Origin of the sequence: Nocardia sp. NPDC058480, assembly GCF_042720495.1 — a bacterium.
Classification (GTDB): Bacteria; Actinomycetota; Actinomycetes; order Mycobacteriales; family Mycobacteriaceae; genus Nocardia.
The window spans coordinates 153,506-169,708 of record NZ_JBHXMN010000002.1 but is presented as its reverse complement, the minus strand read 5'-3'; the positions used below and the strand labels follow the sequence as shown (position 1 = coordinate 169,708).

The window sequence follows — 16,203 nt, the reverse complement described above, 5'->3', positions numbered from 1 at the left end:
CAGTCGATCAGACGGCGACGACCGTCGGCACGATCATCGGACGACGACGGTAGACGTCGGCGACCCAGCGACCCACCACCCGGCGCACGCCCTGGGCGATGCGATGAGTGTCGGTGATGCCCTCACCGGCCAGGCGCAGCAGCTCCGCCTCGACCAGTTCGTTCGCGCCGTCGAGCGCGGTCCGGTCGTCGGAGAAGCCGCGCCCGTTGAGCTCGGGCGTGCTGACCGCCTTGCCGGTGGTCGAGTCGATGACGATGGTGATCGAGATGAAACCACCCTCGCCGAGGACCAGGCGGTCCGACAGGGTCGACTCGCCGACGTCACCGACCGAGAGGCCGTCGACGTAGACGTGTCCGACCGGCACGCGACCGACGATGGAGGCGATGCCGTCGACCAGGTCGACCACCACGCCGTCCTCGGCGAGCATGACCCGCTCCTCGGGCACACCGGTCGCCACGGCCAGTGCGGCGTTGGCGCGCAGGTGGCGCCATTCGCCGTGCACGGGCATGGCGTTGGTCGGGCGCACCGCGTTGTACAGGTACAGCAGCTCACCCGCGGAGGCGTGGCCGGAGACGTGCACCTTCGCGTTCTGCTGGGTGATCACGGTCGCGCCGAGCCGGGCCAGGCCGTTGACCACGGCGAATACCGAGTTCTCGTTGCCCGGGATCAGCGAGGACGCCAGCACCACCAGGTCGTCGGCGCGGATATTGATCTGCCGGTGCTCGCCACGCGCCATCCGCGACAGCGCCGACAGCGGCTCGCCCTGGGAACCGGTGGAGATCAGCACCAGGCGGTTGCCGGGCAGGTTCGCGGCCTGATCGAGGGTGACCACGACATTGTCGGGCACCGTCAGGTAACCGAGGTCCTGCGCGATCTCCATGTTGCGGACCATCGAACGACCGACGAAGCAGACCTTGCGGTTGTACTTCTGCGCGACGTCGACCACCTGCTGGATGCGGTGCACGTGGCTCGCGAACGAGGCGACGATGACGCGGTTGGTCGCCTTGCCGATGACATTGTCGAGCACGCCACCGATCTCGCGCTCGGGGGTGACGAAGCCGGGGACCTCGGCGTTGGTGGAGTCGACCAGGAACAGGTCGACGCCCTCGTCGCCGAGGCGGGAGAAACCGGCCAGGTCGGTGAGGCGGCCGTCCAGGGGTAGCTGGTCGAGCTTGATGTCACCGGTGTGCAGGACCACGCCCGCACCGGTACGGATGGCCACGGCCAGCGCGTCGGGAATCGAGTGGTTGACCGCGAAGTACTCGAGCTCGAACGGGCCGTGCACGGTGGTCTCACCCTCGGCGACCTCGCGCAACTTGGGCTGCAAGCGGTGCTCGCGAGCCTTCGCCGCCACCAGGGCGAGGGTGAACTTGGCGCCGATCACCGGGATGTCCTGGCGCAGGCGCAGCAGGAACGGCACGGCACCGATGTGGTCCTCGTGGCCGTGGGTGAGCACGATCGCCTCGACGTCGGCCATCCGGTGCTCGATGGGCCCGAAGTCCGGCAGGATCAGGTCGACGCCGGGCTGCTGGTCCTCGGGGAACAGCACACCGCAGTCGACGATCAGCAGCTTGCCGCCGTATTCGAACACGGTCATGTTGCGGCCGATTTCGCCGATGCCGCCCAGTGCGAACAGGCGAAGACCGTTCTTCGCCAGCTTCGGCGGCGGGCCCAGCTTGTCGTGGGCGGCCTTCTCGCGCGGCTCGGCGACCGGTGCCGCACCTCGACCGCGACCGCCACCCTGCCTGCCACGACCGCCGCCGCGCGACTGCTCGGCGGCGGGCTTGGTCTTGGCCTCGGCCTGCTTGCCCTTGGCTTCGGTGGCCGGCTTGGTCCTGGCGCGGCGCGGCGCGGTCTTCTTCGCGGTGACGCGTTCCTCGGCGGCGCCGCGCAGGTCGGTACCCGCTTCGGCGTTACCGGCCAGGTTCGCCTCGGCGGCGACCTGCGCGATCGGCTCGGCGATTGCCGGTTCCTTCACCGCCGGGGCGGCCTCGGTCGGAACGACCTTTTTCGCCGCGGCCTGCACACTCTCCACAGGTGTCGGCTCGGGCGCACCAGCGGCGCGCGATGCCGAACGGCGACGGGGCTTACGGGCTGCGGGTTCGGTCATGCCGACACCCCCGCGGCCTGCAGATCCAACGCCAGTTCCGCCAGCTGAGCCTGCGTCGGCATCAGCTGGGGCAACCGGGGCTCACCTACGTCGATGCCGAGCAATCGGAGTCCTCCCTTACACATCGCCACACCTCCCAGGCGGGTCATGGCCGCGTACAGCGGCAGTAGTGTCGCGTTGATCTCTCGCGCCCTGGCCACGTCACCGGTGGTGTAGGCCTGGTGGATCTCGCGCAGTCGTTCCGGCACGAGGTGGCCGATGACGCTGATGAATCCGACCGCACCGACCGAGAGCCAGGGCAGATTCAGTCCGTCGTCACCGGAGTAGAAATCCAGATCGGTGGTCGCGATGAGATCGGCTCCGGAGACGAGATCGCCCTTGGCATCCTTCACCGCGACGATGTTGGGATGCTCGGCAAGGCGCCGGATCGTGTCGATGGCGATAGGCACCACCGACCTCGGTGGAATGTCGTAGAGCGTGACCGGCAGGGCGGTGGCGTCGGCGACCGCGGTGAAGTGCGCGATCAGGCCTTCCTGCGTCGGCCGCGAGTAATACGGCGTCACGACGAGCAAACCGTGCGCGCCCGCGTTCTCCGCGGCACGCGCCAGTTCGATCGAATGCGCGGTGTCGTAGGTACCCGCACCGGCGACCACGGTGGCCCGGTCGCCGACGCCGTCGACAACCGCCCGCAGCAGGTCTGCTTTCTCGGTTTCGCTGGTGGTCGGCGACTCGCCGGTGGTACCCGAGATGATCAGCAGGTCGACCCCACGGTCGACCAGGCGTGCCGCCAGGGCGACACCGGCATCGACGTCGAGCTTGCCCGCAGCGCTGAAGGGGGTCACCATCGCGACACCCACCGTGCCGGACGCGCGCAGCTCCGTTGTCGTCGATTCACCGTTCGTCATGGTCAGAAAGGCTACCCGGTCGCCGGATGTGCCTCGACACCCTAGCGCCCGAAGCGGCTGCCGGTGGCTGTTTTTCACCTTGCGTGATGTCATTTGTGACGTCACACTGATGTCATGGATCTGAATGCTCATACCGCGCGGTTGCGCGAGGAACTGATCGCCGCCGCCGCGCTCGGCGACGAGAAAACGCAGGCCACCGCCGCCGCCCTCGCCACGGCGGTGGAGAGCTCGAGCCGGCTGGTGCTGCTCTCGGCGCTGTCGGAACTGGCCGCCGAGATCAGTTCCGAACTCGGTGACCGCACCGTGCACGTCCGGCTGGAGGGCACCGAGGCGAAGGCCGACGTGCGCAAGAACACGCCGTCGGGGGCGGAGGAACCGCAGACTTTCGAGGAGATGACCGGCGACATCAGCCGGGTGACCCTGCGTCTGGTCGAGCAGCTCAAGTCGCGCGCGGAGGAGGCGGCCCAGCAGAACGGCCAGTCGCTGAACTCCTGGCTCTCCGGTGCCGTCAGCGGCGCGTTGAAGGATCAGATGCGCGGATACGGCGGCAAGGGCTGGTAGGCACAGTCGACGACGTCAGAATCAGAGCAGCGGGGCCAGGTCGCCGCGTTCGCCGATAACGACTTCGTCGAGTTCGAGCCAGTCGGCCATTTCGCGCAGCGCCCCGCGCAATGCCTGGGCGGTCTCCGCGGTGGCGTAGCCGGGTTCGGCGAACGCGGCGGGGGCGAGTAGCCGGCCGGTGGCTCGTTCGGCGCGCAGATCCACCCGGCCGACGAGCTTGCCGTCGACGAGCAGCGGGAAGACGTAATAGCCGTGCACCCGTTTGGGTTCGGGGGTGTAGATCTCGATCCGGTAGTGGAAGTCGAAGACCCGCTGGGTGCGCGGGCGGAAGAAGATCAGCGGATCGAACGGGCACAGCAATGCGGTCCCGGTGATCCGGCGCGGGGTGGCGGCTTCCGGGTGCAGGTAGGCGGGCGCGTCCCAGCCGTCGACGTCGACCGGCAGTAGTTCGCCCGCGTCGACCAGTTCGGCGATCGCCGGGGCGCTCTGGCGCCGGGCCAGCCGGTAGTAGTCGCGCAGGTCGGCCTCGGTGCCGATGCCGAGGGCCCGGCCTGCCCGCCGGATCAGCTCGCGCACGGCGTCGTCCTCGCAGATCTCCCGGTCGAGCACATCGGCCGGAACGACCCGTTCGGTGAGGTCGTAGTGCCGGGCGAACCCGACCCGGCGCGCGGTGGACAGCTCGCCCGCGGCGAAGAGCTGCTCACAGATCATCTTGGTGTCGCTCAGGTTCCACCAGGTCCCCTTCGGACGCGGCTTGTCCAGCTCCAGATGACGTTCGATCTCCCCCGCGCTCGCCGCACCCACCTCGGTCACGACATCGAGAATGTCCTTGCCCAGGGTCGGATTGCGTTCGACGACCTTGCGCATTCCCGACCAGCGCCCGTGTCGGTACTCCGCCATCCGCCAGCGCATCAACGGCCAGTCGGCGACCGGGATCAGCGCGGCCTCGTGCGCCCAGTACTCCACCAGCCCGCGCCGGGCCTTCGCGCTGTCGCTCCAGGCGGCGCCGTCGAGCAGGCCGCGATCGTAGGGGCCGATCCGGCTGAACACCGGCGCGTAGTGCGCGCGCACCACCGCCGACACCGAATCCAGTTGCAGCAGACGAGTTCTGGCGACCACATCGAGCACGGCCCGACGCTTGGGGTTGGTCGGCCTGCGCTTGCCGAAGCCCTGCGCGGCCAGTGCCGTTCGACGGGCCTGCGCCGCATTCATCCGCTGCATTGCCTGAGCCTGACACAGGGGTCCGACAAGTTATCGGCGCTCAGGTGGAGACCCGGACCTCGCCCGCGGTATCGATCTCGGTCCGTCGGTCCCCGCCCGGCGCGGCGGCCAGCACGGTCGCCACCCAGCGCCTGCCGACCGGCAGGACCCGTACGGTCACCGAGCCCGCTCCCGCCATCTCGAGTTCGCCGACCGCGGCCTCGATCACATTGTGGCGCACCCATTCCGGCACACCGCGGAAGCCGCCGTCGTCGAGCAGGGTGACCTCGACCCCGCGCGATCGGGCCCCACGCGCCGCGGCGCTGAGCCGGTCGGTGACCAGCTGTGGGGCCCGGAGACCGTCGCGCAGTTCGGCTTCGAGCAGTCTGCATTGCTCACGTTCGGTGTCGGTGAGCTCGATCCCCGCGGCGATCCGGGCGAGCAGTGGCCCCGCCACCCGGTCCAGGGCCCCCAGCTGACGATCACGTTCGGCGTTGGCCGCGGCCAGCGCGGCCTCGGTCGCCGCCCGCCGGTTGGCCTCGCTGCGTAGTTCCCGCAGCGACCGCTGGGTGGGTCGAATGATCGACATGAACACCGTCACCGCGCCCACTGTGGCGATCGGGGTCAGCGCGCGCACCACGGTTTCGGCATGCCAGGCGGTGAACACGCCCAGCGTGATCAGCACCGTCGCGGCGGCGGCCACGCCGAGCCAGGCCGCCATTATCCGCCCGCGCAGCACCAATATCGCCAGCAGATACGACGTGGGATAGGCGGTCCACAGCTGGTGCGAGAACCCCGACGCACTCTCGAGCCACGGCACGGTCAGCGCCATCGCCGCAGGCCCCGCGCACGCCACGAAGATCGTGGCGGGCCACGGCAGCGGATCCACCGGGAACACCAGCACCACCAGCGCCGCCACGGTCATCAGCACCAGCGCGCCGAACGCGGCCGCCGGCGGCGCGATGTCGAAATTCACCCGCAGATACATCACGATGGTGGCTTCGAAGATCACCACGAACAGCCACGCCGTGCCGTCGCTGAGGCCGAACAGGTCGCGCATCGCGAACGGCAGATCACGCTCGACCATCAACTACCCCACACCAGAGTCACCACGGTCCCCGCGCCCGGAGCCGATTCCACGAAGGCCGCGCCACCGGCGAGCGCGCGCATCCGGCCCAGGATGCTGCCTGCGATCCCCATCCGATCGGCCGACACCCGCGCCGGGTCGAACCCGGCGCCGTCGTCGGAGAGCACCACCCGGATCCCCCCGGTCGCGATCGTGACCGCCACACCGCGCCGCACCGTCCGGCCCGCGACGTCGGCATGGCGCAAGCTGTTGCGCACCGCCTCCGAGAGCGCGGCTCCGAGCACCTGCGCGGCCTCGATCGGCAGGCACAGATCAGCCGCGCGCCGCGAGGACACTTGCACCGGAATCTCGGACTCCACCTCGCGCACCGCCTCGCGCAGGAATTCGATCGCCGCGGCGGCGTCGAGGTGCTCGATCTCGGGCGCGGTCCGCGACTGCTCGAGCTGTTCGAGGGTGCGCGCGGCCTGGTTGCGCAGCACCGACGAGGACTGCTGCGCACGCGAGGCTTCCAGCAACGTCGAGAGCACCGCGTCGTGGATGAGTGCCGCGAAACGCGCCCCCTCGCGTTCCCTGGCCGCCGTCGCCGCGACCGCCGCCGCCCGGCTGCGCTGCCGAACAGCTTCCCGGTCGACACGTTCGGCGGCGGCGCGCGCGTACACCACACACCACAGGAACAGTGCTGCCACGCCGAGCGCCCTGGTGATGTCGCCGAACATCGCCCACAGCGAAATGCCCGGCACGACAAGGGCATTCGACACACTGGTCGCCACCGCGAGCACCGCCCCGAATCCGGCCGCACCGTGCCGCGGCCACGCGAGCCCCGCGGCCATCACACCCACGGCCAGCCCGCGATAGGGCCAGGACGCGAACGAACCGATGTGCACCACCGAATACACCAGCGGCGTCGCCACGGTGGCCGCGAGATAACACACAGCGGCCGCGGCGGCGGTGCGCCGGATCCCGTAGGCAGGGCCGCGGGCCGACACGATCGCCAGCGCCCCGAACATCAGATACGCCGACACCAGATGCAGTTCCGGCCAGATCGACTGGTTGACGGGCTGAACCACCACCGCGGGCAGTTCCAGCACCATCACGATCATGGCGCCGGTCCCGATCACCAGCCCGAGCCTGCGCAGGATCTGTTCGGTCGCCGCCCGCGAGAGTTCGGCGTCGCCGACCGGTGCGGGCGCCGTCGCGACCGCGAGATCACTCACGTGCGCTGCTGCCTCTCCGGCACGGGCAGCCACCCGTCCTCGACGGCCCGTTTGTACAGATCGGTCTTGGTCGGGGCGGGTCGGCCCGCGTCGGAGTATTTCTGCCGGATGCGGCCCAGGTAGTCGTTGACGGTCTGCTCCGACAACCCGGTCAGCCGGGCCACCCGCGAGGCCTTCTCCCCCGAGGCGTACAGCATCAGCACTTCCTCCTGACGCGGGCTGAGCCCGACATCGGAGAGCTTCGGATCACCGTCGATGGCGGCGGCCCAGTCGGTGGTCACCACCTGCTCCCCCGACGCGGCCCGGCGCACCGCCGCGACCACCGTCGCCACACTCTCGGACTTGCGCAGCACTCCGAGCACGCCCGCTTTGGCGGCGGAGCGGACCAGAAAGGCGTTGTCGGCGCCGGTGAAGACCAGCACCTCGATGCCGCGTTCGCGCAGTGCGGTGACATTGTCCTCGGGCGTCGACCCGTCGGGCAGACGCAGGTCGAGAACGACGAGATCGAGGTCGGTGGTCTCGGCGAGCAGCCCGGCGACCGATTCCGCCACCGCCACCAGTTCCAGATCGGGTTCGGGACCGAGCATCGCCGCCAACCCGATCGCCACGGACTCGTGGTCCTCCACCAGACCGACCCGTGCCATCGTGCGCGTCTGTTCCAACTCGCTCACCGACCACTCCCCATCTTCGAACACCCACCGCGGCCAGCCCGCAACACGTCGGCCTCGAGTTCTACCGCATCCCGAGCCCGCGTGTCAGCCCACCAAAATTCGGGGCGGACCCGATTCAGTCCATCAGACCGGCGGCGACGGTGGCGCCGAGCTCCCAGCATTTCTCCAGATCAGCCTTGCTCGGCGGTCCCGAGACCACGACCGCCGCGGCGGCACGCTGCCAGCCCAGCCCGGTGGTGATCCGCTCCACGCTGCTCTCGGCGCCTTCGGTGCCCTCGTTGCCGTGCAGGTAGAGGCCATACGGACGGCCGCCGGTCGAGTCGAGGCACGGATAGTAGATCGTGTCGAACGCGTGTTTGAGCGCGCCACTCATGTAGCCGAGGTTGGCCGGGGTGCCGAGCAGGTATCCGTCGGCTTCGAGCACGTCGACGGCGGTGACCGCGAGCGCGGCCCGGCGCACCACCTCGACCCCCTCGATCTCCGGGTCGCTCGCACCGGCGAGGACCGCTTCGAACATCGCCTGGGTATGCGGCGACGGGGTGTGGTGGATGATCAGCAACCGGGCCATGGGCTCGCTACTCTCCTGGGTCGCGTTCCAGTTTTTCCAGTGCCACCGCGCGGCGCATGGTGTCGCGGGCGCGGCCGCGGTCGCCGGCGTAGTCGTAGGCGCGGGCGAGCCGGTAGGAGGAGCGCCAGTTGTCCGGGTCGGCTTCCCACTCGGTCTTGATCTGGGCGAACAGGGCGTCGGCCGCGTCGCGTTCGATCCGGCCGGAGGGTCGGCGCGGCAGTGCCGAGGTGTCGACCTCGAGGCCCTCCTCGTGGATCCGCCGGGCCAGCCGTTGATGATCGAACGCCGCGCTCAAGGTCGCCCACAGGATCCAGATACCGACAATGGGCAGCAGCAGCATCCCGATGCCGATCGCGATACCCGCGAACGTGCCGTCGGCGATGTAGGCGATGGCGAGCCCGCCGAGCCGGACGAAGTAGAACAGCAGCGCGACAACCAGAAATGCCACGACCGCAACGGTTCTCATGACCTGCCGACCAGGTCGCTGCGCGTCGGAGGTACTCACAGATCCAGGAACGGGTCGAGCCCGACGGTCAGACCCGGCCGCCCGGCGATCTCGCGCACCCCGAGCAGCACACCCGGCGCGAACGAGGACCGGTCGATGGAGTCGTGGCGGATGGTCAGGGTCTCACCCTGCGTACCGAACAGCACCTCCTGGTGGGCGACGAGCCCGGCCAGGCGCACCGAATGCACCCGCACACCGTCGACATCGGCACCGCGCGCACCCTCGAGTTCGGCAGTGGTGGCATCGGGGCTGATCCCGACGCCGGCCTCGGCGCGGGCCGCGGCGATCACCGCGGCGGTGCGGTAGGCGGTGCCCGATGGCGCGTCGGCCTTGTTCGGGTGGTGCAGCTCGATGACCTCGACCGAGTCGAAGAACCGCGCCGCCTGCTCGGCGAAACGCATCGACAGTACGGCGCCGATGGCGAAGTTCGGCGCGATCAGCACCCCCACCTCGGGCTGCTGCGCGAGCTGCCCACGGACCTCGGCGAGGCGGGCCTCGTCGAAGCCGGTGGTGCCGACGACCGCGTGGATGCCGTTCTCGATCAGGAACTTCAGGTTGCCCATCACCACATCGGGGTGGGTGAAATCGACGACCACCTGGGTGCCGTTCTCGGTGAACGTCTCGAGCGCGTCACCCTTGTCGACCTGCGCCACCAGCTCCAGATCGGGCGCCGCCTCCACCGCCGCGCAGATCGCCTGCCCGACCTTGCCGCGTGCTCCGAGCACTCCGACCCGAATGGTCACCGCATCTCCTCGTCCTCGACTCAGCTTGCTCGTGGCAGCCTATCGAGCACCCGACCCGACCGCGGCGCCGACCTCACACCATCCGGCTCGCCGAGGTGTCAGTCGAAGACGATGACCTGCCGCAGGGCCGCACCCGCCGCGAGATCGTCCATGGCCTGGTTCACCTGGTCGAGTCCGATACGGGCCGAGACCAGCCGCTCCAACGGCAGCTTGCCCGCACGCCACATCCGCACATATTCGGGGATGTCACGGGCGGGGACAGCGGAGCCCAGGTAGCTGCCGATGATGGTGCGGCCCTGCGCGACCAGCGCCAGTGGCGAGATCGTGGCGGTGGCGGTCGGCGCGGGCAGGCCGACCGTCACGGTGACACCACCGGGTGCTGTTGCGGCGACGGCGGTTTCGAACGCGCGTACGTTGCCGGCGGCTTCGATCACCACCTCGGCCACCACACCCCGCTCGGCTACTTCGGCCGGCGTGCAGGCCGAAGTAGCACCGAATTCCCTTGCGAGCGCCAGCTTTTCGGGGACCGTATCGACGGCGATCACCTCACCGAGACCGAGCGAGACCGCGACGAGCACGGCCGCCATCCCCACCCCGCCGAGGCCGACCACCATGATCCGGTCTCCCGCACCGGGTTTCGCCGCATTGAGCAGCGCACCGCCGCCGGTGAGCACCGCGCAACCGAGCACCGCCGCCACCTCGGGCGGCACATCGTCGTCGACCGGCACCACCGAACGCCGGTCCACCACCGCGTGCGTGGCGAAGCCGGAGACGCCGAGGTGGTGCTGCACCTGCTCGCCGTCGCGGGTGAGCCGTCGCCCGCCGCCGAGCAGTTCGCCCGCGTTGTTGGCCACACTGCCCGGACCGCACGGCGTGCGCCCGTTGCTCGCACAGCCAGGGCAGTCACCGCAGCGCGGCAGGAACGTCATCACGACCCGCTGCGCGAGCGTCACATCGGTGACACCGGCGCCCATCGATTCGACGATGCCCGCGGCTTCGTGGCCGAGCAGCATCGGTACCGGGCGCACCCGATTGCCGTCCACCACCGACAGATCCGAATGGCACAGCCCGGCCGCTTCGATCCGTACGAGCAATTCGCCCGGACCCGGTTCGGCCAATTCCAGGTCGCACACGGTGATCGGCTGCGAATCGGCGAACGGCGCCGGGTCGGCGATCCGTTCCAGAACGGCTCCACGAATCCTCATGCTCGCGACGCTACCGCGAGAGCCCTTTACAGATTCCGGGATCTGTCGCTAACCTCGATCTCGGTGATGGTGCTCCTGTTGGCCGCCTCGTACCGAGCCCAGGGTCGGTGCCATCACAAAACAAGGAGAAATCCACTGTCAGTGCAGTTCAATCACACCATTGTCGGATGTCGCGATAATCGGGAGACCGCCGAGTTCTGGGCGGACATCCTCGGGTTGGACATAGGAAATGAGTGGGGGCCGTTCATTCCGATCGCCCTCGATCACGGCGCGGCCTTCGATTTCGCCAAGGTTCCGCCCTTCATTTCCGAGATCCAGCCACAGCACTACGCGTTCCTGGTCTCGGAGGCCGAGTTCGACGCGGCCTACGCCAAGATCCAGCGCTACAAGCTGGACCATTGGGCCGACCCCCAGAAACACGGGGTCAACGAGATCAATCACAACGACGGCGGTCGCGGCGTCTATTTCCTCGACCCCAACGGCCACTTCCTGGAACTGATCACCGTTCCGTACGGCGGTTGGCCCGAGTAATCACCCAGGTCGGTCCCGCTTTCCGCGGGACCGTCCTGCGTGTCACGCCGTTTTCGCGGCAGCCCTGGTCCCGCGCAGACCCAGCAGTGCGGCGCCGACACACGCCACCGAGACGCCCACGATGAACCAGGGGAACACCGTCGTGAGTCCCCAAGTCGTCGCCGCCCAGCCCGCTGCCAACGTCGGCAATGCCATCGCCGAATAGGCCAGCAGATAGAACGCCGACATGGTCTCGCCACGGCGATGCGGCGGAACGACTTCGGACAGGTGCCGCAACGAGCCACCGAAACCGAGACCGAAGGTGGCGCCGAGCACCAGACCCGCGAGAATCACTACCGCAGGCTCTTTCGTTGCCAGCGCCGGAATAGTCGCGAGTAGCGCCGCCGCCATGCCGAGGTCGCCGATCACCGCGGCGCGACGGGCCGGAACGCGGGTGGCCAGCAACTGCGCCAGCGCGCCTGCCAGCGCGGTGCTCGCGACGACAACGCCACCGAACACCAGGTTGTGCACGCCGGTTTCGGCCGCGGCCAGCGACGGATACAGCGACAGCAGCACACCGAGCACCGACCAGGCGGCCATCACGCCGATCGCGGAGAACCAGAAGTCAGCTCTGATCTCGTGCGGGACAGATGGTTTCGTGATGGTGATGCGTGCCTTCACCCGAGTGGTGTGCGGTTCACGAAGGGCGAGAATGCCTGCCCCCGCGGCCACGCAGATGACTGTGATCACCACATACGGCGTGCGCAACGGCGATGGCGCGTACTGCGCGAGCACCGCGGTGCCGAGAACGGCGATCGCGATGCCGACGTTGAACGCCACCCCGCTGAGCTGCCCGGACCGCGCTCCACGCTCGGGCCGCAGATCCAGCAGCGCCGCGGCGCCGGCGACGACGGTGGCCCCGACTGCCGTGCCATGCAATGCCCTGGCCAGCAACAACATCGGCACCGAGTCAGCGAGCAGGAAGACGACCAGTCCGAGGATCATGGTGGCGAAGGCGCCGATCATCACCGGCTTGCGGCCCACCACGTCGGAGATCCGCCCGGAGACCAGCACCGCACCGAGCGCCGCGAAGGCATAGACGGCGAAAACCATGGTCGTGGTCAGCGGCGACAGGTGCCACTCGGTCTCATAGATCCCGTAGAGCGGCGCGGGCGCCCCGGAAACCCCGAGCGCCACCGCGCTCGCGGCCAGGACGAGCCCGTACGCCCAGCGCTGCCCGGCCTCGACCGGCACCATCGTTGTCGCTGCCACAGCGGCCCCCATCAGCAGAGTTTGATCACCATCGAACGAGACTCAGGCTACGCCGAGTATGATGACTATCAAACCCCCGAGTGAGGTAACTCATGACACAGGCTAAAGATCTCGCCCCGGCGCCGACCATGCCCGTCGCCGCGCTCCCCACCGTCCTCGGCGCCCTGCACGACCCCGTCCGCCTGGAAATGGTCCGGCGCCTGAGCAACGCGGCCGCCCCCATCCGCTGCGCGGCCCTCTACGACGCGATCAATAAATCCACCGCGACGCACCACTTCAAGATCCTGCGCGAAGCGGGCCTGATCGAGCGCCTGACCATCGACGGCCAGACCTTCCAAAACCTGCGCGCCGACGCCATCGAGCACGCCCTGCCCGGCCTACTCCCCTCGATCGTCGACGCCGCCAACCAAGCCGATGCCTCGCCTGCTCGCTAGCGTTCGGTCGTCGGGGGCGGCACCGTCGTGCTCGGCAGTGGCCGGTTCGGCGTCTGCAACAGCCGAGTCGGAAGCGTCGGAAGCGGACGACGTGTAGTCGTCGACGTCGACGTCGTGGGTTTGTCCACCAGGTCCCGCCCGCGCGTTTCCCCGTGGACGATCTCGCCGCCACCCCACCACACCGCACCACCCGAGCCACCCATCATGGCGAGAATGACCAGCACGATCACCAGGGTCGGCCACGACCGACGGTAGTTGCGCCTGTCGCGCCAGCCTGCGATCGCCGCCTCGACCAGCAGCGTGAGAACGACCACGCCGACAATCGCGACCAGCGCACCGAACACCGCGGGCTGACGAGCCCAGCCGCGCAGGAACGCCACCACAATCACCAACGGCACCACGAACAAGACGAGCACGAAGATCTGAAATCCCGCGAAATCCTCACCGTCGTCAGGGTCGGGGTCATCGCGCCCGGGCCGCATCCACGCCGTGAACAGCAGCAGATGCCCGAAGGCCGCACCGAGCACCCCCAGTACCAGCACAATGCCGCCGAGCCGAACCAGCGCGACGAATTCCGAGCGCATCGCGATCGCACCCAGGTCCACCAGCACCGCCGACAATGCCACCGCGGCCAGCGCGACCACGGCCCGCGGCCGCATCACCCTGGCTCGCAGGTATCCGGGAGGTAGTTGCTTGCGCAGCTTGCGAAACACCCCGTACCAGGCGAGCGGCAACGCGAAGAACATCATCGGCGCCAGCACCCGCAACGCGATCGCCGGCAGCCACATCGCCAGTGCCGCATAGCATCCCGCGAACGCCCACACCCATGCGGCCAGGCGCAGCAGCGCACGCCAGTGCACCTCGGCGAGCAGCCGACCGGCCTGGCGATCGGTAGGCACGTTCGCGAGCAGACCGCGCAGTGTCGCGATCGCGGCTGCGCGGCCGCCCTCGACGCCGCCGACCGCAAATTCGGCGCGTGCTTGCATGCCGAGCAGGCCGACGTGGGTCGGGTCGATGGCCAGTCCGGCGGCGACGTGGCGCTCGGCCGCGGGGCTGTCGGACAGCCGCTTATAGGTCTGTGCCGCCGAGAAGTGAACCTGCGCGTCGTTGGGCGCAAGCGCCGTCGCGTGGGCCGACGCCGCGCGCGCCTGCTCCGGGTCGCGCCGCGGACCGCTACTGTGCAGCCAGGCCAGCAGCAGTGCCGTCGCCGCGTCGTGCGGGCGCAGCCGGGCCGCGGTGTGGCCGTGTTCGCGCGCCAGATCCCAGTTGTCGAGCATCGCGTACGCCAGCGCCACCGTGTGGTGCGCCCCGGACGAATCAGGATTCGCGCGCAGGGCCTGTCCCGCTAAGCGCAGCGTGTCGTCATATTCGTCGAGTTCGTAGGCGATATCCGCGAGCGCGACGAGCAGGTACGGATCCTCTGGCGCATTGAGCAGCGCCGTTCCGAGAATCTGCCGCGCCTCCTCGATCCGCCCGATCTCCTGGGCCACGCGTGCCCGCTCGAGCGCCACCTGCACCGGCATAACTGAACCCCTCCCCCTGTGCGCTATCCGAATTCACCGTACCGGCTTTGGATCTGATGCCCAGGCGCCCGAGCACACCACAGCACTGCGTCAGACGCGGACCAGCCGGCCGACGCGTCGCCGCCGTCGACCGCGGTCCCAGGTGCCACGCTCGGTCCGCGAGACCGGCATCCCCACGCACCCACCCCGAGGAAGGGACTGCCAGGCCGGACACCGGTCGCCGTTCACGAGCACCGTGACGACCGAGTCCGGCCGAATTGCTCAGCGCTCGACGAGCTTTCGTACTGAGGCCGGGAGGTCACGGGTGCGCTGGTACGGGCCCGAGACCGCCGCACCGTAAGGACGGGCGAGCAGGGTGCGGGCGATTTCGCTGACTTCGTCGGTGGTGACGGCGTTGATGCGGGCCAGGGTCGCCGAGACGCTGCGGTGGTTGCCGTAGCTGAGTTCGCTGCGGCCGATTCGGTTCATCCGGGATGCCGAGTCCTCGAGGCCGAGTACCAGTCCGCCGCGCAAAGAGCCTTTGGCCCTGGCACATTCGGCGTCGGTGACACCGTTGGCCGCGATCTCGTCGAGCACGTCACGCGCCAACGTGGTGACCTGTCCGAGGTTTTCGGGCTGGCAGCCGAGCGAGACCGAGAACGAGCCGGTGTCGGCGAAGGTATCGACGCTCGAGTACACCGAGTAGGCCAGGCCGCGCTCTTCCCGAATACGTTGGAACAGACGGGAACTCAGGCCCCCGCCGACGATCGTGTTGAGGATCGACAGCGGCCAGCGCTGCTGGCCTTCGTGCCTGCCGAATGCCCGCACGCCGAAGGCGAGGTGGGTCTGTTCACTGTCGCGATTGATCCTGATCAGACCGGGTGCGCCTTGCGCGCGGAACTTCCCCTCGCGCCGCGGTGCGGGTTCGGCGGCGGTGTCGAGATGCGGCCCGAACGCACGGTGCACCAGCTCCACGACACGCTCGTGCTCCACATTGCCCGCCACCGCGACCACCATGCGCTCGGGCCGGTAGCGGCGCTGATGGAAGCCGCGCAGCTGTGCGGCCTGCATGTTCTCGATGGATTCGACGCTGCCGATCACCGGGCGTCCGATGGGGTGGTCGCCGAACATGGCGGTGAGGAAGGAGTCGGCGACCAGGTCTTCGGGGTCGTCGTCGCGCATCGCGATCTCTTCCAGGACCACTTGGCGCTCCACATCGACGTCGACCGCGCGGCACAGACCGTTGAGCACCACGTCGGAGACGAGGTCGACCGCCAGTGGCAGGTCCTCGTCGATGACGTGGGCGTAGTAGCAGGTCTGTTCCTTGGCGGTGAACGCGTTGAGTTCGCCGCCGACCGCGTCCATGGACTGCGCGATGTCGAGGGCGGTGCGCGTCGGTGTCGCCTTGAACAGCAGGTGTTCGAGGAAGTGCGCGGCGCCTGCCACGGTGGGGCCCTCATCGCGCGAACCGACCCCTACCCACACCCCGATGGAGGCGGAGCGCACGCCGGGCACGTGTTCGGTGACCACGCGCAGGCCACCGGGCAGCACGGTGCGGCGCACCCCACCGTCGGTGGAGACATCATCAGCGGATTCGGAATTCGATTCGGTCAACTTCGGCTCTGTCACCCGATCCCCCATTGCGGCGTCCTCATCTGACGCGGTTTCCGATTCTGTCAGCTTCGACGTCGTCACCCGATCCCACCGGACGGCTGT

General features: G+C 69.0%; 16 protein-coding genes. 3 read left to right on the top strand and 13 right to left on the bottom strand.

What is annotated here, in order from left to right; genetic code table 11:
* Positions 1–7 precede the first annotated feature (7 nt).
* Both ACFWO8_RS06150 and dapA read right to left on the bottom strand, forming a co-directional pair.
* Complete coding sequence (locus tag ACFWO8_RS06150; protein ID WP_378944372.1) at positions 8–2,110, bottom strand: RNase J family beta-CASP ribonuclease; 2,103 nt, start codon at positions 2,108–2,110, stop codon at positions 8–10.
* Positions 2,107–3,015, bottom strand: a complete 909-nt coding sequence (dapA, locus tag ACFWO8_RS06145) for a 4-hydroxy-tetrahydrodipicolinate synthase (RefSeq protein WP_378944363.1) — start codon at positions 3,013–3,015, stop codon at positions 2,107–2,109. Before dapA ends, ACFWO8_RS06150 begins: the two co-directional genes overlap by 4 nt.
* 114 nt (positions 3,016–3,129) lie before the next feature.
* Here dapA and ACFWO8_RS06140 point away from each other — a divergent pair, with 114 nt between their 5' ends.
* Positions 3,130–3,576: a hypothetical protein gene (locus tag ACFWO8_RS06140; protein ID WP_378944360.1), complete on the top strand. Its 447-nt coding sequence runs from the start codon at positions 3,130–3,132 to the stop codon at positions 3,574–3,576.
* A 21-nt stretch (positions 3,577–3,597) separates the two neighbouring features.
* Here the strand turns inward: ACFWO8_RS06140 and ACFWO8_RS06135 are convergent, their stop codons facing one another.
* The 8 genes from ACFWO8_RS06135 to ACFWO8_RS06100 form a co-directional block, all read right to left on the bottom strand.
* On the bottom strand, positions 3,598–4,797 hold the full coding sequence (locus tag ACFWO8_RS06135; RefSeq protein WP_378944356.1) for a winged helix-turn-helix domain-containing protein: 1,200 nt from the start codon (positions 4,795–4,797) through the stop codon (positions 3,598–3,600).
* Between the two features lie 40 nt (positions 4,798–4,837).
* Positions 4,838–5,863, bottom strand: coding sequence for a hypothetical protein (locus ACFWO8_RS06130; protein WP_378944353.1), 1,026 nt, complete (start codon positions 5,861–5,863; stop codon positions 4,838–4,840).
* The gene (locus tag ACFWO8_RS06125) at positions 5,863–7,077 is read right to left on the bottom strand and encodes a sensor histidine kinase (protein ID WP_378944350.1); all 1,215 of its coding nucleotides are present in this window, start codon (positions 7,075–7,077) and stop codon (positions 5,863–5,865) included. Before ACFWO8_RS06125 ends, ACFWO8_RS06130 begins: the two co-directional genes overlap by 1 nt.
* Positions 7,074–7,721: a response regulator gene (locus ACFWO8_RS06120; protein ID WP_378946157.1), complete on the bottom strand. Its 648-nt coding sequence runs from the start codon at positions 7,719–7,721 to the stop codon at positions 7,074–7,076. Before ACFWO8_RS06120 ends, ACFWO8_RS06125 begins: the two co-directional genes overlap by 4 nt.
* 142 nt (positions 7,722–7,863) lie before the next feature.
* Positions 7,864–8,316: a flavodoxin family protein gene (locus ACFWO8_RS06115; protein WP_378944346.1), complete on the bottom strand. Its 453-nt coding sequence runs from the start codon at positions 8,314–8,316 to the stop codon at positions 7,864–7,866.
* A 7-nt stretch (positions 8,317–8,323) separates the two neighbouring features.
* Positions 8,324–8,782: a hypothetical protein gene (locus tag ACFWO8_RS06110; protein WP_378944341.1), complete on the bottom strand. Its 459-nt coding sequence runs from the start codon at positions 8,780–8,782 to the stop codon at positions 8,324–8,326.
* Between the two features lie 35 nt (positions 8,783–8,817).
* Positions 8,818–9,564: a 4-hydroxy-tetrahydrodipicolinate reductase gene (dapB, locus tag ACFWO8_RS06105; RefSeq protein WP_378944336.1), complete on the bottom strand. Its 747-nt coding sequence runs from the start codon at positions 9,562–9,564 to the stop codon at positions 8,818–8,820.
* A gap of 98 nt (positions 9,565–9,662) precedes the next feature.
* A complete protein-coding gene (locus ACFWO8_RS06100; RefSeq protein ID WP_378944333.1) occupies positions 9,663–10,769 on the bottom strand; it encodes a zinc-binding dehydrogenase in 1,107 nt (368 codons plus the stop codon).
* A gap of 135 nt (positions 10,770–10,904) precedes the next feature.
* Between ACFWO8_RS06100 and ACFWO8_RS06095 the strand changes: the two genes are divergently transcribed.
* Complete coding sequence (locus tag ACFWO8_RS06095; RefSeq protein WP_378946154.1) at positions 10,905–11,300, top strand: VOC family protein; 396 nt, start codon at positions 10,905–10,907, stop codon at positions 11,298–11,300.
* Positions 11,301–11,342: 42 nt separating this feature from the next.
* Here the strand turns inward: ACFWO8_RS06095 and ACFWO8_RS06090 are convergent, their stop codons facing one another.
* Positions 11,343–12,536 (bottom strand): MFS transporter, encoded by a 1,194-nt coding sequence (locus ACFWO8_RS06090; protein ID WP_378946151.1) that lies wholly within the window; start codon positions 12,534–12,536, stop codon positions 11,343–11,345.
* Between the two features lie 107 nt (positions 12,537–12,643).
* Between ACFWO8_RS06090 and ACFWO8_RS06085 the strand changes: the two genes are divergently transcribed.
* Positions 12,644–12,985: an ArsR/SmtB family transcription factor gene (locus tag ACFWO8_RS06085; RefSeq protein WP_378944330.1), complete on the top strand. Its 342-nt coding sequence runs from the start codon at positions 12,644–12,646 to the stop codon at positions 12,983–12,985.
* On the opposite strand, the gene ACFWO8_RS06080 is transcribed toward ACFWO8_RS06085, so the two are convergent.
* Positions 12,982–14,508 (bottom strand): tetratricopeptide repeat protein, encoded by a 1,527-nt coding sequence (locus tag ACFWO8_RS06080; RefSeq protein ID WP_378944327.1) that lies wholly within the window; start codon positions 14,506–14,508, stop codon positions 12,982–12,984. The genes ACFWO8_RS06085 and ACFWO8_RS06080 overlap by 4 nt on opposite strands.
* 261 nt (positions 14,509–14,769) lie before the next feature.
* On the bottom strand, positions 14,770–16,128 hold the full coding sequence (locus ACFWO8_RS06075; RefSeq protein ID WP_378944324.1) for a M16 family metallopeptidase: 1,359 nt from the start codon (positions 16,126–16,128) through the stop codon (positions 14,770–14,772).
* Positions 16,129–16,203: the final 75 nt, after the last annotated feature.

Excerpts from the sequence above, each read along its gene's own strand:
- ACFWO8_RS06150 (WP_378944372.1), bottom strand. The coding sequence starts at position 2,110 with ATGACCGAACCCGCAGCCCGTAAGCCCCGTCGCCGTTCGGCATCGCGC.
- dapA (WP_378944363.1), bottom strand. The coding sequence starts at position 3,015 with ATGACGAACGGTGAATCGACGACAACGGAGCTGCGCGCGTCCGGCACG.
- ACFWO8_RS06140 (WP_378944360.1), top strand. The coding sequence starts at position 3,130 with ATGGATCTGAATGCTCATACCGCGCGGTTGCGCGAGGAACTGATCGCC.
- ACFWO8_RS06135 (WP_378944356.1), bottom strand. The coding sequence starts at position 4,797 with ATGCAGCGGATGAATGCGGCGCAGGCCCGTCGAACGGCACTGGCCGCG.
- ACFWO8_RS06130 (WP_378944353.1), bottom strand. The coding sequence starts at position 5,863 with ATGGTCGAGCGTGATCTGCCGTTCGCGATGCGCGACCTGTTCGGCCTC.
- ACFWO8_RS06120 (WP_378946157.1), bottom strand. The coding sequence starts at position 7,721 with ATGGCACGGGTCGGTCTGGTGGAGGACCACGAGTCCGTGGCGATCGGG.
- ACFWO8_RS06115 (WP_378944346.1), bottom strand. The coding sequence starts at position 8,316 with ATGGCCCGGTTGCTGATCATCCACCACACCCCGTCGCCGCATACCCAG.
- ACFWO8_RS06110 (WP_378944341.1), bottom strand. The coding sequence starts at position 8,782 with ATGAGAACCGTTGCGGTCGTGGCATTTCTGGTTGTCGCGCTGCTGTTC.
- ACFWO8_RS06100 (WP_378944333.1), bottom strand. The coding sequence starts at position 10,769 with ATGAGGATTCGTGGAGCCGTTCTGGAACGGATCGCCGACCCGGCGCCG.
- ACFWO8_RS06090 (WP_378946151.1), bottom strand. The coding sequence starts at position 12,536 with ATGGTGCCGGTCGAGGCCGGGCAGCGCTGGGCGTACGGGCTCGTCCTG.
- ACFWO8_RS06085 (WP_378944330.1), top strand. The coding sequence starts at position 12,644 with ATGACACAGGCTAAAGATCTCGCCCCGGCGCCGACCATGCCCGTCGCC.
- ACFWO8_RS06080 (WP_378944327.1), bottom strand. The coding sequence starts at position 14,508 with ATGCCGGTGCAGGTGGCGCTCGAGCGGGCACGCGTGGCCCAGGAGATC.
- ACFWO8_RS06075 (WP_378944324.1), bottom strand. The coding sequence starts at position 16,128 with ATGGGGGATCGGGTGACAGAGCCGAAGTTGACCGAATCGAATTCCGAA.